Origin of the sequence: Citrobacter sp. RHBSTW-01044 (assembly GCF_013781945.1) — a bacterium.
In the GTDB taxonomy this organism is placed as follows: Bacteria; Pseudomonadota; Gammaproteobacteria; order Enterobacterales; family Enterobacteriaceae; genus Citrobacter; species Citrobacter braakii.
Genome location: NZ_CP056180.1, coordinates 890,851 through 915,073, shown reverse-complemented (window position 1 = coordinate 915,073; position 24,223 = coordinate 890,851). Strand labels below are relative to the sequence as shown.

Here is a 24,223-nt window from a genome sequence, read left to right as displayed (position 1 = left end):
GCATCATAGTGGAAGCCATCGGACTGCGCAATTTTTATACAATCATCATGACTGATTAAAGCGAAAAATCGGTAACAGGTAACGCTGAGACTGTAAAACAATGGTCTCCAGCGTAGCCGCATCCAGTTGACGCCAAAGACGCTGATACCAGATATCATCACCTTCACCCCGTACCATCATGTTGCCTTCATAGGCCTGCAGAAACTTACTGCGCGCTTTTTGCAACGTTGCATCGTCATCTAACATGGCATCATTTACGGCGTCATAACAGGTTTTTATCCAGGCGCCGCCGCTTTCGGGCAATACCAGCAATGGTGACGACATGCCTTCCCGATACCCGTCAATGAGCTGCGACAGGTACAGCAGTGCCTGCTCTGCATCCAGTGGCGGAAAACGCCATTCCCCGTCTTTACGCAGGAACAACCGGCTCTCTCCCGTACCGCCACTGGCACAATAGACAAGATGTTCCAGCCAAAGTTGCACACCCTGCGCAATGCTTATCAAAGATGGGCGCCAGCGCAACAAACCGTCCTCTTGCACCTGTGGCAGCCAACCGGTGATTTGCACGCCGTTACAGTTAAGATCGATTTCCATACTCTGGCAGGGCTGACGACAGGCGATAATGCGTTCAGCCAGCGACTGCATCTCCTGACGCTGCGTATCCCACAGAATTTCGCCAAATGGCCCATAGGGAAGCGTGCCCGCCGCACGAAAACGGCGAAACAGTTGTTCAGCATCCTTCTCTTCAACCAGCGTGTTAAGCAATTGCTGATTAAGCTGATAGCGGGTTAATCCTTCAAGAGTGAACGGTTCCGTTTCCGGGATCTCACTTTCTTCAGAACGGAAGTTGACCCTCAGACGCATCTGGAAAAAAGCCCTTACCGGATGAGCCCAAAATCGCTGCAGCGTTTCCAGCGTCAGCGCTTCAGGCATCTCAAAGGGAAGCGTCTGGACAAAATCCGTGTGCGCTTTTCCTGACAGGCTCGCCGCAGGCAGCCATTCCCGGGCATAGCTTTGCTGTTCGCCCGGTAGATAGTTTTGTGCATCAAAGGGCATACGGGTATGCAAACGGGTAATGTGTGCTTTTACCCGGGCTTCGCTTTGATCGCAGGTCAATGATTCATCGCCCGGCAGATAGTGGCTTTGCCCGATGTAGTCCATCAGTTCCTGCACCAGTACCGACGGGAAGCGCTCGCTGTTGTCCTGAATGGAGCGGCCAATGTAGCTGATGTAGAGCGTTTGCTGTGCTGAAATCAATGCTTCAAGAAACAGGTAGCGGTCATCATCGCGACGGCTGCGATCGCCCCTCATCGGTTTTTGACTCATCAAATCAAAGCCCAACGGCGCAAGCTGACGCGGATAAACGCCATCGTTCATACCCAGCAGGCAAACCACCTTGAAAGGAATAGAGCGCATCGGCATCAGCGTACAAATGTTAACTGGCCCCGCCAGGAAGCGCTGGCTAATGCGCTCCTGGTCAAGACGCTGAGCCAGCTCATCTCGCAATAGAGAAAGCGGTATGGCATCACCATACTCAGCCCCCAGACCTTCAGTGATAATGGCCTGCCACTGCTGTTCAATCAGTGTCATCGCCGCTTCGGTATCTGCATCCGGCAGGAAGAAATCATTAAGCATGTCCCGACAAACGGGCAGCCACTCTTCCAGCGGGCGCTCCTGCGTTAACCCTCTACGCCAGAGATTGAGCTGCATCAGCAACGAGGCCAGATGCCCTACCAACTCGGCAATCAAACCGTTGGACTCATCGTATGGCAATACCGATTGCCACTCGCCCTGCGCGCTTTCCATCGCGTAGCCGAGCAGCATGCGCGTTAAACCAAATTGCCAGGTATGCTGACCTGTAGGCGGAAGTTCCAGTTCACGCACGTTATCGTCGTCAATTCCCCAGCGAATCCCAGATTCATTGACCCATAACCGAAGATAGCGCAGCCCTTCTTCATCGATATTGAAACGCGCCGCCAGCACGGGCACATCCAGTAATGCCAGCACATCTTCTGAGACAAAACGGCTATCCGGCAGCGACAGCAGGCTAATAAAGGCCTGTAAGACAGGATGAGACTGGCGCGCCCGACGGTCGGAAATCGCATAAGGTAAGTAACGCTCAGCTGGCGCACTGCCAAAGACCGACTGAATAAATGGGCTGTAGCTGTCGATATCCGCCACCATCACAATAATATCGCGCGGCGTCAGCGTGGGATCCGCTTCCAGCATTGCCAGCAGGCGGTCATGAAGAATTTCTACCTCGCGCTGTGGACTATGACAAACATGGAAAGTCACGCTGGTGTCGTTTAGTTCAAGCCGTCGTTTATTGTCGCTACGCGAATACTCTTCAAGCGTAACGCCCGCCACGGCATGACTTTCAAGTTCCAGAATATCCGATTGAATATTATGCAAAAGATTGTCAGGTGTTATATCGACAAACGCATCCAGCTCCTGACTATTTTCCAGTTCTGAAAGCAGATAAATGTAATCGCGCCCCAGTTTGCCCCACGAGGCCAGCATCGGGTTGCCCACATCCTGTTCACCATCGCTGTTAAACACCCCTTCGGCTTTCTGACTATCGCGAAACAGCGGCAGATGGCGTTCTTCAAAGCTGTGCCGACGCTGACGCGCCATCAGCTTCGCCAGCCAGGCGGGATCTTTTATATCTCCCCAGTAGTAGCGACAAGGGTTGGTAAACAGCAGATGAATATCAATGTGCTTGCCCAGCGCCTGCAATGCCTGCAAATAAACCGGCGGCAGCGCTGAAATGCCGCAAATAAAGACGCGAGAAGGCAGTCCCTGCGGGCACTCGGACGCACTTTCCAGAGTCTGAATAAATCGTTGGTATAAATTGGCGCGATGCCAGCGCGGCTGGCCCAATTCCTCGGTGTGTTCCACCAGCGCTTTCCACAACGGCGCCTGCCAGGCCTGAGATTCGCCGAGTCCCTCAACCAGTCGCCCGGCTTCCCACTGGGTCAACCACTCAGGTCGATAGACTAAATACTGGTCGAAGAGGTCAGCCGCGCGCGAGGAAAGCTGAAACAGCTTACGTTTATCGGTGTCGTCCGTCAGATAGTGGCGCAGTAATGCGAAGTCATCGCCATCCAGCAATTGCGGCAACAGCGTCATCAACTTCCAGCTCATGCTCTGTTTGCTGAACGCGCTCTCTTTCGGGATATCCGGCAGCACGCGCACAAACATATCCCAGATAAAACTCGCGGGCAGCGGAAAATCGATGTTGGCGGCAATACTAAACTTCTGTGCAAGGGTCATTTGTAGCCACTGCGCCATACCGGTACTTTGAACCAGGATCATCTCAGGTTCAAAGGGGTCGTCCAGCCGCTCGCGCTCAACGATAAATTCCATTAACGCTTCCAGCACATCCAGACGATTGGAGTGGTAGACCCTTAACATAGCGACTCCTGACTACTGACGATTCGGGCAATGCAGACGCGTCATCTGACCCTGCCTGCCCAAGGGTGAAGAAATTTTAACGTTGATGCTGACACATCCCGCGCTCATTGTCTGCATTCGGTTAACCTGCCAGTTCAAAGGCGATGAAAACTGATACAGCTGGGTTTGCAGCCAGGCGTGACGCCAGAGTTGCTGATACTGGTTTCTGATGATAAAGCTGTTCATCAGCGCCCGCTGGTATCCTGACAGCGCGGTCACAATCATGATCATCAGCACCATTGCCAGCATCACTTCCGGCAGGCTAAAGCCACGCTGTCTGTTCAGGGGATCTGACATAGTGCCTGCTCCTTTAGTGGACAAAAATCGCTCCAGCCGTGCGCCGAGTATTCGATATTGCCATCAATAATCGCCCCCTGCCGCCATAACGATACCCCTTCATAATGGACTATAAGCAGCACGAAATTATTAGTAAGCAGTCGCAGACAAACCGCGGCATCCTGCGTGGTATAACGCCGACACTGTGCGGCGAGTTGTAAGCGCCAGGGCTGCATACGCCCCCATTCCATCGCGGATTGCACCACCGCCTGGCGCTGCAGAGCCTGACTTTGCGTGACCACTCGCGAAGCAAAACGGGACTCCTGCCTGCTAACGCCTTGCAGCAGAAGGCTACCGAGCACTAATAGCAACAAGACCATCGCTAAAGATGAAACGCCCCGCTCACGGTTCACAGGTTGAATCCTGTCACGCTGTAGACTGCTTCAATAACCTTTTGTGGTTCGACATTGTTCACTCCGCGCAAACGCAGCGTAAGGAGCGGGGAATATCCGCTGATATTCAGACGTTCGACCTGAAATGCCTCAATCTGTATCGTGGCTGAATCGGTCATTTTCTCCCACCCTTTTCCATTGCAGTCCGTTGCTCCCCGCAGGGTCTCCAGTACCTTGTCCTGTAAACGAAATCCAATCGTATCGGCCTCTTTCGCGGGACTGCTCTCCCAAATGCCGTTGCTATTGGCATCCCAGCGCGCAATGACACAGTCGCCCTTAGCCGATATCACCAGCCCCTCTCCGACACAGTTTCCGCGGCAATACCCTGCCCGCTGAAGATGCTTCGCCACGGTGTATACCCGCTGCCATATTTCATCTTCAAGCGCTAACTGGCGCGTGTTGCGCAGGATCTCTCGCTGCAGCGCGGGTAAAAATCGCGCTGAGCTAAGCAATAAAACGCTGCTAATCGCCATAGCAATCAGCACCTCCAGGAGTGAAAAGCCCCGTTCATTTACTGACATAACCTGGCCTCATCTTTCTCGCAAAGCCTGATTCGCCCCCAGCCAGACACCACCACGCGCCATTCCCCTGTCGTATTTTTCAGGCGAATATGTCCAGCCCATGCCGTATTGCGCAGACCAAAAAAGGCCAGTGAAGGCGTTATCTCTGCCATTTCGACATCGTCCCAGGCCGGTGTAAAAACCAAGGGCGAAACGGGTAGACACGTGGTTTGCACAGCAGCAGAGCTGACAAAACACCAGGATGTGCCATCCCGAATCACGCTGATGACGTGATCGCGGTTACGCCAGTTAGCATCTTCACGCAGTTGCAGCAGGTAATCTCGCACCTGAATGGCGGTTTGCCATAGCCGCTGTTGCTGCTGCCAGCGCTGCCAACCATACAGCCCCGAGGCGCCAAGCGCCGCGACGATCAGCATCGCAATCAGGGTTTCGAGAAGCGTGTAGCCGTGTTGTTTTTTCATGTCGCCAGTATGGCGTGAGGAAAATGAATAACGAGCGGGAAATTCGGTTTCTACGGCGAGCTACGAGGAATATTTGTCGCGTTGCAGGTCGTTGCAATATTTCAGGAACCCACGCCGAAGAACGCGATTTGAGACAAAAAAAACCGACGCACACGGGCGTCGGTTGTGACAGCATGAGGCCGGTTAGATAGCCACTGGCGCTTTAATACCAGGATGCGGATCGTAGCCTTCAATTTCGAAATCTTCGAAGCGATAGTCAAAGATAGATTCAGGCTTACGTTTGATGACCAGCTTCGGCAGCGCGCGCGGTTCGCGGCTAAGCTGCAGATGCGTTTGATCCATATGATTGCTGTACAGGTGCGTGTCGCCACCGGTCCAGACAAAATCACCCACTTCCAGATCGCACTGCTGCGCCATCATGTGTACCAGCAAGGCGTAGCTGGCAATGTTAAACGGCAAACCGAGGAACACATCGCACGAACGCTGATACAACTGGCAGGAGAGCTTGCCATCCGCCACGTAAAACTGGAAGAACGCGTGGCACGGCGCCAGCGCCATTTTATCCAGCTCACCGACGTTCCATGCAGAAACGATAATTCGGCGAGAGTCCGGGTCATTTTTGAGCTGGTTTAACACCGTGGTGATCTGGTCAATATGGCGACCATCTGGCGTAGGCCACGCACGCCACTGTTTGCCATAAACCGGCCCCAGATTACCGTTTTCATCCGCCCATTCGTCCCAGATTGAGACGTTGTTTTCATGCAGGTAGGCAACGTTGGTGTCGCCCTGCAAAAACCACAGCAGTTCATGAATGATCGAGCGTAAATGGCAGCGTTTAGTCGTAACCAGCGGGAACCCTTCCTGCAGATTAAAACGCATCTGATGACCAAAAATGGAAAGCGTTCCGGTTCCGGTACGGTCGTTTTTCTGTGTGCCTTCATCCAGCACTTTTTGCATCAGTTCTAAATACTGTTTCATGGTTCCTCAGGAAACGTGTTGCTGTGGGCTGCGGCGGTACGCCCAAACCATCATAATAATGCCTGCGACAATCATCGGGATTGATAGGATCTGTCCCATGCTAATGTACTGTACCCAGGTGCCGGTAAACTGTGCATCCGGCTGGCGGAAGAATTCAACGATAATACGAAACGCGCCATAACCAATCAGGAACAGACCGGATACCGAGCCCATCGGGCGCGGTTTACGAATGTAAAGATTAAGAATGATAAACAGCACAACGCCTTCCAGCGCCATCTCATAAAGCTGTGAGGCGTGGCGCGGCAGCGAGCCGTAGGTATCAAAAATTGACTGCCATTGCGGGTTAGTTTGCAGCAGTAAAATATCTTCGGTACGGGAGCCCGGGAACAGCATGGTGTACTTGAAGTTCGGATCAACGCGTCCCCACAGCTCACCGTTGATAAAGTTGCCCAGACGCCCTGCACCCAGACCAAACGGAATCAGCGGGGCAATGAAATCAGAAACCTGGAAGAACGAACGCTTGGTGCGTTTGGCGAAGATAATCATCACCAGGATCACACCAATAAGCCCACCGTGGAAGGACATCCCGCCGTCCCAAACGCGGAACAGATACAGCGGGTTATCGAGGAATAACGGGAAGTTATAGAACAGTACGTAACCAATACGCCCTCCAAGGAAAACCCCGAGGAAGCCCGCATACAGTAGATTTTCTACTTCATTTTTGGTCCAGCCACTGCCCGGACGATTAGCACGGCGCGTCGCCAGCCACATCGCAAAAATAAACCCCACCAAATACATTAAGCCGTACCAGTGAAGCGCGACGGGTCCGATTGAGAAAATGACCGGATCGAAATCCGGAAAATGCAGATAGCTACTGGTCATCTGTCACCACAAGTTCTTGTTATTTCGCTGAATTCAGACAGCAATTGATAAGCGCGCCTGCATAATGCAGGCGCTCCAAAGGTGCGAATGATAGCACATGGGGATCGCAGCGGATGCCGATTACAGTTAAAAGATATGTATACCTACTGTTACCAGCCCCCGATTCACAATCCCCCGCGAATCAGTCCCCCCATGCCACGGCGTTCCATAAAAGCCGCCACCTGATGGCGTACTTCTGTCGCCATCTGTGCTTCCAGGCTGCGTTGCGCCAGCGTTTGCGCCTCATCAAAATCGATATGGCGCAGCAGATATTTAACGCGAGCCACGGAACGACCGTTCATCGACAAATGGCGAAAACCCAGGCCGATCAGAATGGCCACGCACATCGGGTCGCCCGCCATTTCACCGCACAATCGCAAATCGATACCGCTTCTTTCGGCTTCCTGCGCAATCATCGCCAGCACACGTAACATACCCGGATGCAGGCTGTCATAAATGCTGGCCACCCGCGTATTGTTACGATCTACAGCCAGAATGTACTGAGTGAGATCGTTGGTTCCGACCGAGATAAAGTCTATCCGGTTTATCAGATGCGGCAGCATAAACACCATCGACGGAACTTCCAGCATGATACCAATGCGCGGTTTTGGGATCGCGTAGCCGATCATCTCTTCCACTTCGCGTCCGGCGCGTTCAATCAAACGTCGCGCTTCGTCCACTTCATCAATGCTGGTGACCATCGGCAGCAAAATGCTCAGGTTGCCGGTTGCCGCGTTGGCACGCAGCATGGCCCGAACCTGGATCAAAAAGATCTCCGGCTGATCGAGCGTTATGCGGATCCCACGCCAGCCAAGGCACGGGTTCTCTTCACTGATCGGCATGTAGGGCAGTTGTTTATCGGCGCCGACATCCAGCGTACGTAGGGTCACCGGCTTGTCGTTAAACATTTGCAGCATGCCCTGATACTGCGCAACCTGTTCTTCTTCCGAAGGAAAACCGCTTTGCAGCATGAACGGGATTTCGGTGCGATACAGGCCAATGCCATCGATCCGGCTCCCCAGCTTCTCTTCATGCTCCGGGCTGAGGCCCGCATTGAGCATCACCTTCACACGCTCGCCGCTTTTCAACTGTGCTGGCTGGTTGACGTCATCTTCCGCCAGGCGGCTCAGCTCAATTTCTTCACTGATAAGACGCTGGTATTCCTGGATCAATACCGGTTCTGGATCGACCAGCAGTTCACCGCGATAACCGTCCACTACCAGCGTACGGCGGTGTAACACCGATGGCTGGATATCGGCCCCCATGACGGTAGGGATACCCAGCGCACGAACCATAATAGCCGCATGAGAGTTGGCCGCGCCGTCCCGGACAACCACACCGACTAAGCGGTCCTGAGGAAGTTCCGCCAGCGTGGTGGCGGAAAGCTCATCCGCCACCAGCACAAAGCGCTCCGGCCAGGTATTCGGCCCCTGGATCGAGTCGTCAAGATGGAACAGTAGACGCTGGCCCAGCGCGCGTAAATCTCCGGCCCGCTCTTTGAGGTAGTTATCACTCAGCGCGGCAAACTGTTCGGCAAACTTTTCAATGATCGTTTTAACGGCCCACTCGGCCACCGAACCGTTATCCACTTCCGCAAACAGCTCACGGCGCAGACGAGTATCGGAAAGCAAGTGTGAGTAGAGATCAAAAATCGCCGCCGTTTCTTTTTGCGCCCCGGCGGTAAAGCGTTTGCTGTAGCGCCGGAATTCATTCGCGGCCTCTTCCAGCGCACCGGTGAGCCGCTCGCGCTCAAGCACCGGATCCAGCGTTGAAGCCTGATAGACCTGCTCCATCAGCGGCAGCGTCGCATCCTGCCAGCCTTCGGCTATTGCCACACCAGGGGCGGCGGGCAATGCGCGGATGCGCGTTTGCCGGTATTGGCCGAACAGCGCGTTAAGCTGCGACTGCGAAAGAATCGCCGCCATTTGCGTGGCGAGCGTGACGAGGAAAGACTCTTCACTTTCATCGTACTGGCGCAATTCGCGCTGCTGGACCACCAGCACACCTAACAGCTGACGGCGCTGAATAATCGGTACGCCTAAGAACGCACGAAAGCGCTCTTCTTTTACCGAAGGGATGTATTTAAAGCTGGGATGTTTTTGCGCATCGGCGAGGTTGATAGGTTCCGCCAGCCTGCCAACCAGGCCAACGATACCTTCATCAAACGCGAGTGCGACAGTACGACCACGCGGTTTCTTCAGTCCCCGGGTCGCCATGAGGTAATAACAACGTCGATCGTGATCGGCCAAATAAACCGAACAGACCTCTGTATCCATCGCAAGACAGATGTCGGTAACCAGAATATTCAGCGCTTCATTCAGACGCGGAGCACTGGCCACCTTTTCGACTATTTCGCGCAGGCGGGTGAGCATAATTTGCGTAGCTTAACCTCTTTTACGTCTGTACGCAGGTGCGCTTTGCGGCTTAGGAGTGCTCTCCTGAAGCGCCATGACAACACTTGCGAATTCTTTCATCACCCTGCGATAGACATCGCGTTTAAATGACACCACCTGTCGAACCGGATACCAGTAACTCACCCAGCGCCAGCCGTCGAACTCAGGTGTACTGCTGGTTTGCATATTGATTTCAGCATCGCTGCTGACCAATTGCAGAAGAAACCATTTTTGTTTCTGGCCGATACAAACCGGCTTCGTGTCCCAACGCACCAAACGTTTCGGTAACTTGTAACGCAACCAGTTACGAGTAGAAGCAAGGATCCGTACATCTTTACGACTGAGACCCACTTCTTCAAAGAGTTCCCGGTACATCGCCTGCTCTGCTGTCTCTCCTGCATTTATCCCACCTTGCGGGAATTGCCAGGAGTGCTGACCAAATCGCCGGGCCCACATGACCTGCCCCTGGCGGTTACAAATTACTATCCCTACATTCGGGCGGTAGCCATCGTCATCAATCACCGGACTACCTCAATATAAACCTTATATACAAACGATTGTTTCACACTCCAGAGAGGCGGTAAACCACTCTGTTAAGGGCGCGATACTCTAATAACAATTGAATAACTCACAGCTAAGGGCGGAGTTATAAACAGAAGAAGGGCAAGCAAGGCGATTTTATTCACCTTTTCTGTGGATATAGTTGTGAAGAAGTACGGAATTACTATGGGAAAACCCAGAACAGTCCGAATAAGACATTCGTCACATATCAAAAATAGTCTTCTATATTCATAAAGTTAAAACCGTTCAGCGCAAATAAACCCATAGAAACGTGACGTATATCACGCACACGATCTTCAGGCTGATGAAAGATCGACCAGCGTTGGTTTTATCCACAGATTATGCCAATAAGTTAGGCACAATTTGTGTGAAAATTCGATTTTCGTCGCACGTCAAGGCTGTAAATTGAAACAGTAGTGGGGGTTTTTCACAGTTATCCCATCTTTCTGTGGATAACATGGTGTAAGATCCTGTTCATTGTCAGTGACCAGAATTGGAAAACCCGCTTCGCTGTTGCGCAACTCTGCGTATGTGAATCTAAAAACCAATATAAATCATAGAATTGAATAAAGCATGTGGAAAAAGATAAACTCTGTCCACACGGTATAAAATCTTTGCTCATTTTTTCACCTAAGGGTTAACCCGATGTCAGAACTCCATCCGCTGCTTTCTCCCCCTGAATCTGAAGCCCAGTTGTTGAGCCAGGCACGGCTGCTTTCGGGCTACGCGCTGGGAGAGTTGGCGGCAATGGCAGGACTCGTCGCCCCCAAGGATCTCAAGCGCGATAAAGGCTGGATTGGCGTGTTACTGGAAATCTGGCTCGGCGCTAGTGCGGGCAGCAAACCGGAGCAGGATTTTGCGGCGCTGGGCGTGGAGCTGAAAACAATCCCAGTGGATAGCCTTGGCAGACCGCTGGAAACCACCTTTGTGTGCGTGGCACCGTTAACCGGCAATACCGGCGTTACCTGGGAAACCAGCCATGTGCGGCACAAACTTAAACGCGTTCTGTGGATCCCGGTAGAAGGCGAACGCAGCATCCCGCTGGCTGAGCGCCGCGTCGGCTCTCCCCTGCTGTGGAGCCCGAATGAAGAAGAAGACCGGCAATTGCGTCTGGACTGGGAAGAGTTGATGGACATGATAGTGTTAGGCCACGTCGAACGCATCACTGCCCGCCATGGGGAAGTGCTACAGCTGCGTCCTAAAGCCGCCAACGCCCGAGCGCTTACCGAGGCCATTGGCGCCCATGGCGAACCCATCCTGACCCTACCACGCGGTTTTTACTTGAAAAAGAACTTCACGCGCGCATTGCTTGAGCGACATTTCTTGTTCCAGGCGCAATAGGCACCGTCCGGTCTTTCACCCGCCGCGTTACGGGCCTATAATTACCGCTTCTTTTTTTTGGCAGGACTTTGTTCGATGTTATTTGCATGGATAACCGATCCTAACGCCTGGCTTGCGCTCGGTACGCTGACGCTGCTGGAGATCGTTCTTGGGATCGACAATATTATTTTCCTCTCTCTGGTTGTAGCCAAACTCCCGACAGCGCAACGCAATCATGCCCGACGTATTGGGCTTGCGGCGGCGATGATCATGCGTCTGGCACTGCTGGCCTCTATCGCCTGGGTAACGCGTCTGACAAACCCGCTATTCGAAGTGTTTGGCGAGGCAATATCAGCGCGCGACCTGATCCTTCTACTCGGGGGATTGTTCCTGATCTGGAAAGCCAGTAAGGAGATCCACGAATCCATTGAAGGTGAGGAAGAGGGGCTGAAAACCCGCGTTTCCTCTTTTCTGGGCGCGATTGTGCAGATCATGTTGTTAGACATTATCTTCAGCCTGGATTCCGTGATTACTGCGGTAGGCTTGTCCGATCATCTGTTTATCATGATGGCTGCAGTGGTGATTGCCGTGGGTGTGATGATGTTTGCTGCACGCCCGATTGGCGATTTTGTCGATCGCCATCCTTCGGTAAAAATGCTGGCACTCTCGTTCCTGATTCTGGTCGGTTTCACGCTAATTCTGGAAAGTTTCGACGTCCACGTTCCGAAAGGATATATCTATTTCGCCATGTTCTTCTCTATTGCGGTAGAGACCCTGAACCTGTGGCGTAATAAAAAAAATCCGCTCTTATGAAATCCATCGCTCCCCGCACGGGGAGCGAATGCGCGCCACACCTACCTCTTCTCACAGTTTAAGATTTTACTGCTTTCGCCATGCACAACTTCGCGTTATTACTAAACTATTGTCAGATGCAGGCCATGTGAGGATAAGCAGATGAAAAAATGGGCAGTTTTGATTTCCGCCGTAGGACTGGCTTTTGCCGTTTCCGGATGCAGCAGTGATTATGTTATGGCGACAAAAGATGGTCGAATGATCCTGACCGATGGAAAACCAGAAATTGACGATGATACCGGTCTGGTGAGCTATCACGACCAGCAAGGCAATGCGATGCAGATTAATCGCGATGATGTGTCTCAAATCATTGAACGCTGATGGTTGAGGTCAGCAGCGCGCTGGCCTTAACAATTTTACTTCCCTTTTTCTCTTCCCTCAGCCATTTTTATAATCCTTATGTCGTGATTATAAAAAGGAAACGGCTATGCAATATCACCGTATACCCCACAGCTCGCTTGAAGTCAGTACACTGGGGCTGGGCACAATGACGTTTGGTGAACAAAACAGCGAAGCCGACGCACATGCACAGCTCGATTATGCCGTAGAACAAGGCATAAATTTGATCGACGTTGCCGAGATGTATCCGGTACCGCCGCGTCCTGAAACCCAGGGTCTCACCGAAACCTACGTAGGTAACTGGCTCGCCAAACACGGCAGCCGTGAAAAGCTAATCGTTGCTTCTAAGGTCAGTGGACCTTCACGTAACAACGACAGCGGTATTCGACCGAATCAGGCGCTGGACCGTAAAAATATCCGTGAAGCGCTGCACGACAGCCTGAAAAGACTGCAAACCGATTACCTGGATCTGTATCAGGTTCACTGGCCGCAGCGCCCGACCAACTGCTTTGGTAAGTTAGGCTACAGCTGGACGGACTCTGCGCCGGTCGTTTCGCTGCTGGATACGCTGGACGCGCTGGCAGAGTTTCAGCGCGCGGGGAAAATTCGCTACATCGGCGTGTCCAATGAAACCGCGTTTGGCGTGATGCGCTACCTGCACCTGGCGGACAAACACGATCTGCCGCGCATCGCCACCATCCAGAACCCCTACAGCCTGCTGAATCGCAGCTTTGAGGTTGGACTGGCGGAAGTGAGCCAGTATGAAGGCGTTGAACTGCTGGCCTACTCTTGCCTTGGCTTCGGTACATTAACCGGTAAATACCTGAACGGCGCGAAGCCTGCCGGTGCACGCAATACGCTGTTTAGCCGTTTCACGCGTTACAGCGGCGAGCAAACGCAAAAAGCCGTTGCGGCCTATGTGGATATCGCGAAACGCCATAATCTGGATCCTGCGCAAATGGCGCTGGCATTCGTGCGTCGTCAGCCGTTTGTCGCCAGCACCCTGCTGGGAGCCACGACGATGGAGCAGCTAAAAACCAACGTTGAAAGCCTGCATCTGGAGTTGAGCGAAGAAGTACTGGCAGAGATTGAAGCGGTGCATCAGGTGTATACCTATCCTGCACCGTGACGGTTAGTGCCTGATGGCGCTACGCTTATCAGACCTACAAATTGCTGCTCTCTGTAGGCCAGATAAGGCGACGCTGCCATCCGGCACATTCATTGTTCATTCATCTCGTACCAGGCTGGCGGCGCTGCCAAATCCACAGCGCCGCAATCGCCAGCGCAAACAGCGCACCGAATCCAATACCAATCGCTACCGCCGGGATCCCCACCAGCACTGCCAGTGAGTAAATCCCAAGCATCAGCAGCATCGCGCTGTTTTCTCCCAGGTTTTGCACCGCGATCGCATTACCCGCACCGACGCTTTTCTTGCCCCGCTCCTGCAGCAACGCATTCAGCGGTACCACAAAGAAGCCACCTGACACGCCGATAAGCATCAGCAACGCGTAAGCCGGAAGCAGCGCATGCTGAAGTGAGAAAATCAGCACCACGACGCCAATCAGGATCCCCGCTGGCATACAGCGCGACACGGTTTCCAGCGTCACCAGCTTCGCTGCCGCCCCCGCGCCTACGACAATCCCAATCGCTACCATGGCATTGAGGTAGGTCGGCGTAGCGTTATCGGTGATGCCGAGCGCCACCGGAACCCACAGCACCAGCAGAAAACGCAGCGTGACGCCCGCGCCCCAAAAAAGGCTGGTTCCGACCAACGAAAAACGTGTTTCACCGTTGCGCCACAGCGAAGAAGCGGCGCAGAAGAAACTGCGCGTCATTTTCCCCAGATGCCAGGATTGGCCAGGACGAGCCGCGGCCAGTTTCGGGATGTACAGGTTAGCCACCACGGCGCCAGCATAGGCCAGCGCACAGGCAGAAAGCGCGGCAATCACATGCCAGTCGGCCAGAACGCCACCAGCGACAGAACCGAGCAAAATCGCGGCGATAGTGGAGGCTTCCATCAGGCCGTTGGCTTTCACCAGTTTGTCACCGGTGGTCAATTCACCGAGAATGCCATACTTGGCCGGTGAATACGCGGCCGCGCCAATCCCCACCAGCGTATACCCGAGAAACGGATTAATGCCGAAGCAAATACTCGCCGCGCCCAGCAGTTTCAGGGCGTTCGCGAACATCATCACTCTGCCTTTGGCAAAGCTATCCGCCACCTGTCCAACAAATGGCGCAAACAGGATGTAAGCGCCCACAAACACCATTTGCAGGATTGGCTGGCTCCAGTCCGGATAAAATTGTTCCTTCAGCAGCGCCAGCGTAGCGAACAGCAGTGCGTTATCGCCAAACGCCGACAGAAACTGCGCGGCGATGACGGACATCATCCCTTTGGACCAGATTGAAGTGTTAGTGTGCGCTGACTCAATCATGTTGTTTTTCCGGCTCATCGACCCAGCTTTTCAGCGTAACAAAATCCGGCTTACCGCTGCCGAGTAATGGGAGTTGCTTCAGGTGGCGAATATCACGCGGCACGGCAAGTTCAGGCACGCCATGCGCTCGCGCATACTGCTGTAGTTTTTCACGCGTGAGTTCGCTGTCGGTAGTGAACAGCACCAGCGCCTCACCTTTGCTGGCATCGCTCTTGATCGCCGTGGCGTGCATTTTGTCTGCAGATACCGCCAATGCCAGTTGCTCAACCATTTCCAGCGAGACCATCTCTCCGGCAATTTTAGCAAAACGCTTGGCGCGCCCCTGGATCTGTACAAAGCCGTTTTCATCAAAGCGGACGATGTCTCCGGTGTCATACCAGCCGCGCTCAATCTCACCCTGCGCATTTTCTGCCGTCGGCACTTCCAGCACGCCAGGTTTTTCGACGCGCAAATAGCCGCTCATAATATTCGGGCCTTTCAGTTGCAAACGCCCACCATCCTCAATACCCGGAACAGCCAGCAGTCGGGCATCCATGCCAGGCAAGATGCGCCCTACCGTTCCTGATTTTGCCGCCATCGGCACATTGATCGACACAACCGGCGCACATTCCGTCACGCCATAGCCTTCAAGGACGCGCAGGCCAAATTTCTCCTGCCATAGCTGTTTTGTGCTGTCTTGCAGTTTTTCCGCGCCTGCCACCACATAGCGCAGGCGGTGGAAATCGTACGGATGCGCGAAACGCGCATAGTTGCCGAGGAACGTTGAAGTACCAAACAACACGGTGCAGTTCCGGTCGTATACCAGCTCCGGCACAATGCGGTAATGAAGCGGGCTGGGATAAAGAAACACTTCCGCACCGGTCAGTAGCGGCGTGAATAATCCCACCGTCAGGCCAAAGGAGTGGAACAGCGGCAGCGCCGACATAAAGCGGTCATCGGCGGTGAAATCGGCAATTGTTTTAATCTGCTCAACGTTCGCCAGAATACTCTTGTGGCTGTGGACCACGCCTTTCGGATGGCCTTCCGAACCAGACGTAAAGAGGATCACAGCAGCCTCTTCCGGCTGCTGTTTCACCTGCGCCAGATGCGGTGCCAGCAGATGTGAGAAAATCCACAGCTTATCGCTCAACGTCACATCGGCTTTTAAATCTTCCAGATAAACCCAGCGTACCTGGGTGAGCTGTTCCGGTAGATGCCAGAGTTTGCCTTTATCGAGAAACTGTCGGGAAGTGAAGATCGTTTTGATTTCAGACGCAGTAATGGCGCTGGTTAACCCTTTCACGCCCGCCGTGTAGTTCATCATGGCCGGAATGCGTCGACGCGCAATGGCTCCAAAAATGACCGCCGCGCTGATCCCCGCATTTGGCAGCATCAGGCCGATTTTTTCACCTTCGGCGCTGTATTTTTCCAGAATACGGGCCACAAAGAGCGTCTTAGTCAGCAGTTTGCGGTAGCTGTCCGGCGTAAAGTTAACATCTTCAATGCAGTTTTTGCCCGCGCCAAAACGGTATTTTGCCGCCAGCAGCGACTCGTATAGCGTTTCACGCGGGCGTACCGCCATGCGTGCTTCCATCATAATTTGATGCAGCATTTCACCGGCGATTTTGCGGCGATCGCGCGCTCGCGGGGCTTCCGGCATTGGCATTTGAGTCGGCGGTAGAATGTGCAGTTGGATACGCGGGAAGAATCGCTGTTTAACCAGACCTTTCAGGCGGCTGAAGTGGGAAAGCTCTGCTCCCTCAATGCGGACAGGAACGACCGTCGCTCCCGACTTCGCGGCGACAAACCCGGCACCGTCATATATTTTCATCAACGAACCGGTGGTCGAAATGCGTCCTTCGGGAAAAATCACCACCGGACGGCCCTGCTCGACCAGACGGACCAGATGCTTAATCGACATCGGTTTGGTTGGGTCTAACGGCACAAAGTCAATCAGCGGGGTTAGCCAGCGCATATACCATTGCTGGCTGATCGAGGTGTAAACGGCGAAGACGGGACGAATCGGTAAAAATAGCGCCAGTAGGATGCCGTCTATAAATGAGACATGGTTGGGAGTGATTAGAACGCGTTCTCCCTGTAGCGCGCTGACATTGCCCGTGACGCGAACGCGGAAAAGCACGCGAAACAGATTACGAAAAAAGCCAAATAGCATCTCAACTCCCTGTGCCATTAATTATAGAAACATTAATGGTGGGAGAGTATACGAGTTGGGGAATGGGCGCGACAGGTAAACAGGTAAATACAGTCCGAAAAAAAACCTGCGCATCCGCGCAGGTCGGTGCAAGAGACAGGTACGAAGTGCGTACCGAATAATCTCACCAATCAATACCTCTGGGATCTTGATTGTGGTCGTCAGCAGCCAGATACGCCAGTACGAAAACGCAAAGGAATGAACCCAAATGCAACGAGTTGTGTAAATTATCGGTTACTGTTACAGATAGGCTGAAGGCAAAAAAAAACCTGCGCATCTGCGCAGGCTGGTGTAATTCTAGTGATCAACCCGAAAGTTGATTTCACCTATCAATACCTCTGGGATCCCAACTTTAGCAATCCGCTCAGTTCTCCCACCAGCGAACAATCGCAACAGCACATCGCAAAGTGTAAGCAAAAATTAGCATTTTCTATTTTCTGTCTTACTTCGCTCGCGCGCGCTCACATTTGCGAGGTCCTGACGGGCAATCTGCTTGAACAGCCAGCCATTTTCCGTAACACTGACGGAATGTAAGCGTTTACCCACAACAGGTACTATCATGGCGACCATAAAGGATGTAGCCCGACTAGCTGGTGTATCAGTCGCCACCGTTTCTCGAGTGATCAATGATTCCCCCAAAGCCAGCGAAGCATCGCGTCTGGCCGTAACGAGTGCAATGGAATCACTCAGCTACCACCCCAATGCGAATGCGCGTGCACTGGCGCAACAATCCACTGAAACCATCGGTCTGGTCGTTGGTGATGTGTCCGATCCATTCTTTGGGGCAATGGTTAAAGCTGTCGAGCAGGTGGCCTATAACACCGGGAATTTTTTGCTGATTGGCAACGGCTACCATAATGAACAGAAGGAACGTCAGGCGATTGAACAGCTCATTCGCCACCGCTGCGCGGCCCTTGTTGTCCATGCCAAAATCATCCCGGATGCGGATTTGGCTTCATTAATGAAGCAAATCCCCGGCATGGTATTGATTAACCGAATTCTGCCGGGATTCGAACAACGCTGCGTTGCCCTCGATGACCGTTTCGGCGCGTGGCTCGCTACCCGACACCTTATTCAACAGGGCCATACGCGCATTGGCTACCTGTGTTCCAATCACAGTATTTCTGATGCGGAAGATCGTCTGCAAGGCTATTACGACGCGCTGGCGGAGAGCAATATACCGGTAAGCGATCGACTGGTGACGTTCGGCGAACCGGATGAAAGCGGCGGTGAACAGGCCATGACCGAGTTACTTGGTCGTGGCAAAAACTTCACTGCGGTAGCCTGCTACAACGACTCAATGGCGGCTGGCGCCATGGGCGTATTGAATGATAACGGCATTGATGTGCCGGGAGAAATCTCGCTGATTGGCTTTGATGATGTGCTGATTTCCCGCTATGTGCGCCCACGTCTGACCACGGTACGCTATCCCATCGTGACGATGGCAACCCAGGCCGCCGAACTGGCGCTCGCGCTGGCGGAGAAGCGACCCGCACCTGAAATTACCCACGTCTTTAACCCAACTCTGGTGCGTCGCCATTCCGTTTCGGCGCTGACAGAGCCGGGGAACTCATCGTCAAACGATTAACCAGGATTGCGTCATGACTACGATGTTGGACGTTTCACGACACGCAGGCGTCTCAAAAGCGACCGTTTCGCGCGTACTAAATGGAACGGGTCAGGTAAAAGAGAGCACGCGCCAGAAAGTGTTCAAGGCCATGCAGGCACTCGATTATCGGCCCAACTTTTTAGCGCGCTCTTTAGCGAATCGCACCAGCAACAGCATTGGCCTGGTGGTTTCCACATTTGATGGATTCTACTTTGGCCGCCTGCTGCAACAGGCCTCGCGCCAGACAGAGTCTCACGGCAAGCAGTTGATCGTCACCGATGGTCACGACACGCCGGAGCGTGAGCAGGAAGCCGTGCAAATGCTGGCCGACAGGCAGTGCGACGCCATTATTCTTTATACCCGCTATATGAGTGAAAAGGCGATTATGTCGCTGATGAACAGCATTGCGATGCCCTTGCTGGTCATCAACCGTGATGTCAGTCAGGCCCGCGATCGCGCGATTTTCTTTGAGCAGGAAGACGCGGCGTATCAGGCGGTCAATTATCTGATCTCGCAGGGGCACAGCGATATTGCTTGTATCACCGTGCCAGGCCATACGCCTACCGGTAAATCCCGCCTGATGGGGTATCGTAAGGCTCTGGAAAAAAACGGTATTCCCTGGGATCCTGATAAGGTTAAATACGGCGACTCCACGATGACGCGAGGCTATGAAGCCTGTCGAGAACTGCTGGAGGAAGGGGTGAAATTCAGCGCCCTTTTCGCCTGTAACGATGACATGGCATTAGGTGCATCAAAAGCGTTACATCAGGCCGGACTGAGGATCCCGACGGACGTCTCGCTGTTTGGTTTTGATGATGCGCCCAGCGCCAAATGGCTGGAACCGGGGTTATCTACCGTTTATCTGCCGATTGATACCATGATAACCACGGCAATCGACCAGGCTATACGTCTGGCCAACGGTGAGAGCGTGGAGCCGATCCCTCCGTTTACCGGCAAACTGGTATTACGTGACTCAGTAACGCTCGGACCGTACTTTAAGTAATATGAAAAAGAGCCGGATGGCGACGCAAGCACCTTATCCGGCCAGCTTTACTCAGATTAATTCCAGCGCTAACAGCTCATCAATGGTCTGGCGACGACGAATCAGTCGCGCCACGCCGTTATCAAACAAGACCTCCGGCAGCAGCGGGCGGCTATTGTAGTTTGACGACATTGACGCTCCGTACGCCCCGGTATCATGCAAAACCAGATAATCACCCGGCACCACCGCAGGCAACAGACGGGTTTCCACATTTCCGCCTTCCTGCTGGGTAAACACGTCGCCTGATTCGCACAGCGGTCCGGCCACCACGGTTTCCCGTTGAGGAGTTTGTTGCAGAGAACGACCATCCCCCGCCAGCGCGGAGATATGGTGATAGCTACCGTACATGGCCGGGCGCATCAGATCGTTGAAGCCCGCATCGATCAGCACAAAGTGACGGCTGCCCATCTCTTTTACGCTGCGCACCTGCGCCACTAACACGCCGGCTTCCGCGACCAGAAAACGCCCTGGTTCGATCTCCAGTTTGACGGCATGACCCAGATGACGCGCAATACTATCGCGCGCGGCGTTCCACAATCCAAAATAGTGATCGGTGTCGATCGCCTCTTCACCTTCGCGATACGGGATTGATAAACCGCCGCCTGCGGAGATCGCCTCCAGATCCTGACCAAATTCCACCACCTGACGCACCATCGCGCCGCACACCTGCTCCAGATGCGCGTAGTCCACGCCAGAGCCGATATGCATATGAATACCCACCAATTTCAGCTTATAGCGCTGAATTACCTCCAGCGCCGCCGGAAGATCGCTGTACCAGATGCCATGCTTGCTGTTCTCGCCCCCGGTATTGGTTTTCTGACTGTGTCCATGCCCAAAGCCAGGGTTTACGCGGAGCCACACGCGATGGCCCGGCGAGAGCTGGCCCAGTTGTTCCAGCATATCGACCGACCCGGCATTTACCGGAATGCTCAATTCATGCACCCGGGCGAGCGTCGCTTCATCAATCATATCGGCGGTAAAGACAATCTCATCTTTGCCCGGTACAAAACCTGCCGCCAGCGCGCGTTCAATTTCGCCAAGCGAGACGGAATCGACCTTCACGCCCTGCTCGCGCATCAGGCGCAAAATATGAATATTCGAACATGCCTTCTGGGCAAAACGCACCACGTCAAACTGACTCAGTTTGGCAATCTGCGCGCGAATAATCTGCGCATCATAGACCCACACCGGGCAGCCGAATTCGGCAGGCAGGCGCAACAGGTTGTCGGCGGTCAGGTCAGTGTCTGTGTTGTTGAGTGGGCGTGGCATGGTGTGCTCCGGTATTGGCTTTTTTATGATTACGCCACAGCCCAAAAAGAATAAAAAATATCGTTTTATCGTGAGTCTATGCAAAAATGATATGGATTAGCTCATTCGAGGATTGCCTATGCCCGCGGTTAACCTGCGCCACATTGAAATTTTTCACGCCATCATGACCGCTGGTAATCTGACGGAAGCCGCGCGCATGCTACATACCTCGCAGCCCACCGTCAGTCGGGAACTGGCCCGATTCGAAAAAGTCCTGGGATTAACGCTGTTTGAACGCACGCGTGGCCGACTGCATCCAACCGTGCAAGGCTTACGTCTGTTTGAAGAGGTACAACGTTCGTGGTACGGCCTGGACAGAATTGTGAGCGCCGCCGAAAGCCTGCGCGAATTTCGTCAAGGTGAATTGTCGATTGTTTGCCTGCCGGTATTTTCACAGTCCTTTTTACCGCCGCTGCTGCAGCCATTTCTCGCGCGCTATCCGCAGGTCAACATTCAGATCGTGCCGCAGGAGTCACCACTGTTGGAAGAGTGGCTGTCGGCGCAGCGCCACGATCTGGGGTTAACGGAAACGCTGCATACGCCTGCCGGAACGAAACGCACCGAATTGCTGGCGCTGGATGAAGTGTGTGTACTGCCGCAGGGTCATCCGCTGACCGAAAAAGCGGTATTAACGCCGCAGGATTTTCAGGGAGAGAACTACATCAGCCTGTCGCGGACCGACAGTTACCGTCAGCTACTGGACACCCTGTTTAACGAACATCAGGTGAAGCGCCGCATGGTGATTGAAACCCACAGCGCCGCTTCAATTTGTGCAATGGTGCGGGCGGGCGTGGGGATCTCGGTGGTAAACCCACTGACCGCGCTGGATTATGCCAGCAGCGGAGTGGTTATCCGCCGCTTCAGTATTTCGGTACCCTTTACGGTCAGCCTGATCCACCCACTTCATCGCCCTGCCTCGGCGCTGGTCGATGCTTTTACGGCGCATCTGCAAGCCCAACTCCCGAGGCTTATCGATCCGCTGGAGGCTATTTTGTATCCACAGACGAAAGCATAAACGCCACCGCATCTTGCGCATGGATTGCCGCGGTGTCGAAAACCGGTAATGGACTTAGCTCGGCTGGAACCAGCAGACCAATCTCGGTACAGCCAAAGATAACCCCTTGAGCGCCCTGTTTAGCCAACTGATCAATTACGCTCAGGTAGTAGTCGCGGGAAGCGTTGCTGAACTCACCGAGGCACAGCTCGTCGAAAATAATCTGGTTTATTTTCTGACGATCATCAGCCTCAGGAATAAGCGTGCTAATACCAAATTCAGTCTGTAGACGTCCGCGGTAAAAATCCTGCTCCATGGTGTAGCGCGTACCCAGTAGCGCCACGTTGTTCAGTTGCTGTTTTTGTATGGCCCGACCCGTCGCATCGGCAATATGCAGGAACGGCACGTCACAGGCGGTTTCAATCGCCTCAGCAACTTTGTGCATGGTGTTGGTACACAACACAATCCCCTCCGCTCCGGCTTGCTGAAGCCCTGCGGCGGCCTGCGCGAGGATCTCCCCAGCCCGCTGCCAGTCACCGCCAGACTGACAGGCTTCAATCTCGTGAAAATCTACGCTGTGCAACAGAATCTGTGCCGAGTGCAGGCCACCCAGACGCTGTTTTACCCCTTCATTAATGAGTCGATAATAAGGAATGGTGGATTCCCAGCTCATTCCGCCTAACAGACCGATCGTTTTCATCATTTCCCCTGATTTGTTGTTATCTCTCCAGTGAACCAAAGATGTGATCAACTTTCCACATCTGTTGGCGTGCATTTCTTTTTTTAATTTTCTGATATAGGTTTAATGAAACATTGTTTTAATTACAGGAATACCGGATGTTTATTTTTCATAAAGAGACCACCCTTGAAGATCTGGGCAATGGCGTTACCCGACGCATTCTTGCTCACGACGGTAAAATGATGGCGGTTGAGGTGAACTTCGAGCAAGGCGCGATTGGCCCGATGCACAATCATCCGCATGAGCAGCTGACTTACGTTTTGTCTGGGGAGTTTGAATTTACCATCGGCGAAGAAAAGCATGTCGTTAGGGCAGGCGATACCCTATATAAACAGCCCAACATTATGCATGGCTGCGTCTGTTTAAAACCGGGAACGCTACTCGATACCTTTACGCCCATGCGCGAAGATTTTCTGCCTGCGTAATTTTATCTGTTCGTAATCTGCCTGGCGGCATAATGTTGTTCCAGAGGGAATGAATATGTCGCCTCCGGTGTATTGCTACATTCACCTTATGTTTAACCGACAAAACCTGCCAAAGGGCAGGGTTTGTCGGTTCTGGAAAGCGGATTAACGCGCCAGCCAGCCGCCGTCTACCGCAACGGTATAGCCGTTGATATAGTCAGATGCGCTGGATGCCAGGAACACAATCGGCCCCATCAGGTCACTCGGCAGACCCCAACGACCCGCCGGGATACGATCGAGAATTTCTGCGCTACGCTGCTCATCAGCGCGCAGCTGTTGAGTGTTGTTCGTCGCCATGTAACCCGGCGCAATTGCGTTGACGTTGATGTTATGTTTGGCCCACTCGTTCGCCATCAGGCGGGTGACGCCCATTACGCCGCTTTTAGACGCGGTGTAAGACGGCACGCGGATCCCGCCCTGGAAAGAAAGCATAGAGGCGATGTTGATAATTTTGCCGCCGTTACCCTGAGCGATAAAGTGCTTCGCCGCGGCCTGAGACATAAAGAACACGCTCTTAATGTTCAGGTTCATCACGTCGTCCCAGTCTTTTTCGCTGAAGTCGATCGCATCGTCACGACGAATAAGACCTGCGTTGTTGACCAGAATATCGATATGACCGAATTCTGCCACTGCGCGCTCCAGCAGCGCCGGAATGCCGTCAATTTGACGCAGGTCGGCGGTCAGACTTAAAAAACGGCGCCCCAGCGCGGTCACGCGTTCGATAGTTTCCGTCGGTTCAACGATGTTGATCCCCACGATATCGCAGCCCGCTTCAGCCAAGCCCAACGCCATACCCTGACCCAGGCCAGTGTCACAACCGGTCACAACGGCGACCTTACCTTCAAGAGAGAATGCATTCAAAATCATTGTAAATCCTTAATTTTTTATAATGCCCGCCGCAGCAGGCACGGCTA

The 24,223-nt window shown here is 53.4% G+C and carries 22 protein-coding genes; 8 read left to right on the top strand and 14 right to left on the bottom strand.

The genetic code is table 11. The features are described 5' to 3' along the window. Positions 1-45: 45 nt before the first annotated feature. The 9 genes from recC to rppH form a co-directional block, all read right to left on the bottom strand. Entirely contained in the window at positions 46-3,414 is a 3,369-nt protein-coding gene (recC, locus tag HV352_RS04430) for an exodeoxyribonuclease V subunit gamma (protein ID WP_181635225.1), read from the bottom strand. Between the two features lie 12 nt (positions 3,415-3,426). Continuing rightward, on the bottom strand, positions 3,427-3,750 hold the full coding sequence (locus HV352_RS04425; protein WP_181635224.1) for a prepilin-type N-terminal cleavage/methylation domain-containing protein: 324 nt from the start codon (positions 3,748-3,750) through the stop codon (positions 3,427-3,429). Beyond that, the gene (locus tag HV352_RS04420) at positions 3,735-4,142 is read right to left on the bottom strand and encodes a DUF2509 family protein (protein WP_016157375.1); all 408 of its coding nucleotides are present in this window, start codon (positions 4,140-4,142) and stop codon (positions 3,735-3,737) included. Before HV352_RS04420 ends, HV352_RS04425 begins: the two co-directional genes overlap by 16 nt. Beyond that, positions 4,139-4,702, bottom strand: coding sequence for a prepilin peptidase-dependent protein (locus tag HV352_RS04415; protein WP_181635223.1), 564 nt, complete (start codon positions 4,700-4,702; stop codon positions 4,139-4,141). Before HV352_RS04415 ends, HV352_RS04420 begins: the two co-directional genes overlap by 4 nt. Beyond that, the gene (locus HV352_RS04410; RefSeq protein WP_019077605.1) at positions 4,693-5,163 is read right to left on the bottom strand and encodes a prepilin peptidase-dependent protein; all 471 of its coding nucleotides are present in this window, start codon (positions 5,161-5,163) and stop codon (positions 4,693-4,695) included. Before HV352_RS04410 ends, HV352_RS04415 begins: the two co-directional genes overlap by 10 nt. Before the next feature lie 183 nt (positions 5,164-5,346). Next, positions 5,347-6,141: a thymidylate synthase gene (thyA, locus tag HV352_RS04405; RefSeq protein WP_003033990.1), complete on the bottom strand. Its 795-nt coding sequence runs from the start codon at positions 6,139-6,141 to the stop codon at positions 5,347-5,349. A 6-nt stretch (positions 6,142-6,147) separates the two neighbouring features. Further along, positions 6,148-7,023, bottom strand: coding sequence for a prolipoprotein diacylglyceryl transferase (gene lgt / locus HV352_RS04400; RefSeq protein WP_016157378.1), 876 nt, complete (start codon positions 7,021-7,023; stop codon positions 6,148-6,150). A 164-nt stretch (positions 7,024-7,187) separates the two neighbouring features. Beyond that, positions 7,188-9,434, bottom strand: coding sequence for a phosphoenolpyruvate--protein phosphotransferase (ptsP, locus tag HV352_RS04395; RefSeq protein ID WP_016157379.1), 2,247 nt, complete (start codon positions 9,432-9,434; stop codon positions 7,188-7,190). 12 nt (positions 9,435-9,446) lie between these two features. After that, positions 9,447-9,977, bottom strand: a complete 531-nt coding sequence (rppH, locus tag HV352_RS04390; protein WP_003825602.1) for an RNA pyrophosphohydrolase — start codon at positions 9,975-9,977, stop codon at positions 9,447-9,449. Positions 9,978-10,661: 684 nt separating this feature from the next. On the opposite strand from rppH, the gene mutH reads away from it, so the two are divergent. The 4 genes from mutH to HV352_RS04370 all read left to right on the top strand — a co-directional run bounded on the left by mutH (position 10,662) and on the right by HV352_RS04370 (position 13,656). Next, positions 10,662-11,357, top strand: coding sequence for a DNA mismatch repair endonuclease MutH (mutH, locus tag HV352_RS04385; protein ID WP_047499360.1), 696 nt, complete (start codon positions 10,662-10,664; stop codon positions 11,355-11,357). A 75-nt stretch (positions 11,358-11,432) separates the two neighbouring features. After that, the gene (locus HV352_RS04380; protein WP_181635222.1) at positions 11,433-12,149 is read left to right on the top strand and encodes a TerC family protein; all 717 of its coding nucleotides are present in this window, start codon (positions 11,433-11,435) and stop codon (positions 12,147-12,149) included. Positions 12,150-12,290: 141 nt separating this feature from the next. Further along, positions 12,291-12,509 (top strand): lipoprotein YgdR, encoded by a 219-nt coding sequence (ygdR, locus tag HV352_RS04375; RefSeq protein WP_000758660.1) that lies wholly within the window; start codon positions 12,291-12,293, stop codon positions 12,507-12,509. A gap of 106 nt (positions 12,510-12,615) precedes the next feature. Beyond that, positions 12,616-13,656, top strand: coding sequence for an NADP(H)-dependent aldo-keto reductase (locus HV352_RS04370; protein WP_016154278.1), 1,041 nt, complete (start codon positions 12,616-12,618; stop codon positions 13,654-13,656). A 100-nt stretch (positions 13,657-13,756) separates the two neighbouring features. Here the strand turns inward: HV352_RS04370 and lplT are convergent, their stop codons facing one another. Together lplT and aas are read right to left on the bottom strand one after the other, a co-directional pair. Continuing rightward, positions 13,757-14,962: a lysophospholipid transporter LplT gene (gene lplT / locus HV352_RS04365; RefSeq protein ID WP_016154279.1), complete on the bottom strand. Its 1,206-nt coding sequence runs from the start codon at positions 14,960-14,962 to the stop codon at positions 13,757-13,759. Further along, the gene (aas, locus tag HV352_RS04360; protein WP_016154280.1) at positions 14,955-17,114 is read right to left on the bottom strand and encodes a bifunctional acyl-ACP--phospholipid O-acyltransferase/long-chain-fatty-acid--ACP ligase; all 2,160 of its coding nucleotides are present in this window, start codon (positions 17,112-17,114) and stop codon (positions 14,955-14,957) included. The genes lplT and aas overlap by 8 nt, the downstream gene beginning before the upstream one ends. A 598-nt stretch (positions 17,115-17,712) precedes the next feature. On the opposite strand from aas, the gene galR reads away from it, so the two are divergent. Both galR and HV352_RS04350 read left to right on the top strand, forming a co-directional pair. Then, positions 17,713-18,741 (top strand): HTH-type transcriptional regulator GalR, encoded by a 1,029-nt coding sequence (galR, locus tag HV352_RS04355; protein WP_016157382.1) that lies wholly within the window; start codon positions 17,713-17,715, stop codon positions 18,739-18,741. A gap of 13 nt (positions 18,742-18,754) precedes the next feature. Next, positions 18,755-19,765 carry a LacI family DNA-binding transcriptional regulator gene (locus HV352_RS04350; RefSeq protein ID WP_008785715.1) on the top strand — a complete coding sequence of 337 codons (1,011 nt, stop codon included), beginning with the start codon at positions 18,755-18,757 and terminating at the stop codon, positions 19,763-19,765. Positions 19,766-19,816: 51 nt separating this feature from the next. Here HV352_RS04350 and lysA read toward each other — a convergent pair whose 3' ends face one another. After that, positions 19,817-21,073, bottom strand: a complete 1,257-nt coding sequence (gene lysA / locus HV352_RS04345) for a diaminopimelate decarboxylase (RefSeq protein WP_016154282.1) — start codon at positions 21,071-21,073, stop codon at positions 19,817-19,819. Between the two features lie 118 nt (positions 21,074-21,191). Between lysA and HV352_RS04340 the strand changes: the two genes are divergently transcribed. Then, entirely contained in the window at positions 21,192-22,127 is a 936-nt protein-coding gene (locus HV352_RS04340) for a LysR family transcriptional regulator (RefSeq protein WP_016154283.1), read from the top strand. Here HV352_RS04340 and HV352_RS04335 read toward each other — a convergent pair. Next, positions 22,099-22,806 (bottom strand): aspartate/glutamate racemase, encoded by a 708-nt coding sequence (locus HV352_RS04335; RefSeq protein ID WP_047414387.1) that lies wholly within the window; start codon positions 22,804-22,806, stop codon positions 22,099-22,101. The genes HV352_RS04340 and HV352_RS04335 overlap by 29 nt on opposite strands. A 137-nt stretch (positions 22,807-22,943) precedes the next feature. Here HV352_RS04335 and HV352_RS04330 point away from each other — a divergent pair, with 137 nt between their 5' ends. Further along, positions 22,944-23,270, top strand: coding sequence for a cupin domain-containing protein (locus tag HV352_RS04330; protein WP_016154285.1), 327 nt, complete (start codon positions 22,944-22,946; stop codon positions 23,268-23,270). Positions 23,271-23,414: 144 nt separating this feature from the next. Here HV352_RS04330 and kduD read toward each other — a convergent pair whose 3' ends face one another. Then, on the bottom strand, positions 23,415-24,176 hold the full coding sequence (kduD, locus tag HV352_RS04325; RefSeq protein WP_016154286.1) for a 2-dehydro-3-deoxy-D-gluconate 5-dehydrogenase KduD: 762 nt from the start codon (positions 24,174-24,176) through the stop codon (positions 23,415-23,417). Positions 24,177-24,223 lie beyond the last annotated feature (47 nt).

Bases quoted from the DNA above. Each gene is read 5' to 3' on its own strand.
- recC (WP_181635225.1), bottom strand. From the start codon at position 3,414: ATGTTAAGGGTCTACCACTCCAATCGTCTGGATGTGCTGGAAGCGTTA.
- HV352_RS04425 (WP_181635224.1), bottom strand. From the start codon at position 3,750: ATGTCAGATCCCCTGAACAGACAGCGTGGCTTTAGCCTGCCGGAAGTG.
- HV352_RS04415 (WP_181635223.1), bottom strand. From the start codon at position 4,702: ATGTCAGTAAATGAACGGGGCTTTTCACTCCTGGAGGTGCTGATTGCT.
- HV352_RS04410 (WP_019077605.1), bottom strand. From the start codon at position 5,163: ATGAAAAAACAACACGGCTACACGCTTCTCGAAACCCTGATTGCGATG.
- thyA (WP_003033990.1), bottom strand. From the start codon at position 6,141: ATGAAACAGTATTTAGAACTGATGCAAAAAGTGCTGGATGAAGGCACA.
- lgt (WP_016157378.1), bottom strand. From the start codon at position 7,023: ATGACCAGTAGCTATCTGCATTTTCCGGATTTCGATCCGGTCATTTTC.
- ptsP (WP_016157379.1), bottom strand. From the start codon at position 9,434: ATGCTCACCCGCCTGCGCGAAATAGTCGAAAAGGTGGCCAGTGCTCCG.
- mutH (WP_047499360.1), top strand. From the start codon at position 10,662: ATGTCAGAACTCCATCCGCTGCTTTCTCCCCCTGAATCTGAAGCCCAG.
- HV352_RS04380 (WP_181635222.1), top strand. From the start codon at position 11,433: ATGTTATTTGCATGGATAACCGATCCTAACGCCTGGCTTGCGCTCGGT.
- ygdR (WP_000758660.1), top strand. From the start codon at position 12,291: ATGAAAAAATGGGCAGTTTTGATTTCCGCCGTAGGACTGGCTTTTGCC.
- HV352_RS04370 (WP_016154278.1), top strand. From the start codon at position 12,616: ATGCAATATCACCGTATACCCCACAGCTCGCTTGAAGTCAGTACACTG.
- lplT (WP_016154279.1), bottom strand. From the start codon at position 14,962: ATGATTGAGTCAGCGCACACTAACACTTCAATCTGGTCCAAAGGGATG.
- aas (WP_016154280.1), bottom strand. From the start codon at position 17,114: ATGCTATTTGGCTTTTTTCGTAATCTGTTTCGCGTGCTTTTCCGCGTT.
- galR (WP_016157382.1), top strand. From the start codon at position 17,713: ATGGCGACCATAAAGGATGTAGCCCGACTAGCTGGTGTATCAGTCGCC.
- HV352_RS04350 (WP_008785715.1), top strand. From the start codon at position 18,755: ATGACTACGATGTTGGACGTTTCACGACACGCAGGCGTCTCAAAAGCG.
- lysA (WP_016154282.1), bottom strand. From the start codon at position 21,073: ATGCCACGCCCACTCAACAACACAGACACTGACCTGACCGCCGACAAC.
- HV352_RS04340 (WP_016154283.1), top strand. From the start codon at position 21,192: ATGCCCGCGGTTAACCTGCGCCACATTGAAATTTTTCACGCCATCATG.
- HV352_RS04335 (WP_047414387.1), bottom strand. From the start codon at position 22,806: ATGAAAACGATCGGTCTGTTAGGCGGAATGAGCTGGGAATCCACCATT.
- HV352_RS04330 (WP_016154285.1), top strand. From the start codon at position 22,944: ATGTTTATTTTTCATAAAGAGACCACCCTTGAAGATCTGGGCAATGGC.
- kduD (WP_016154286.1), bottom strand. From the start codon at position 24,176: ATGATTTTGAATGCATTCTCTCTTGAAGGTAAGGTCGCCGTTGTGACC.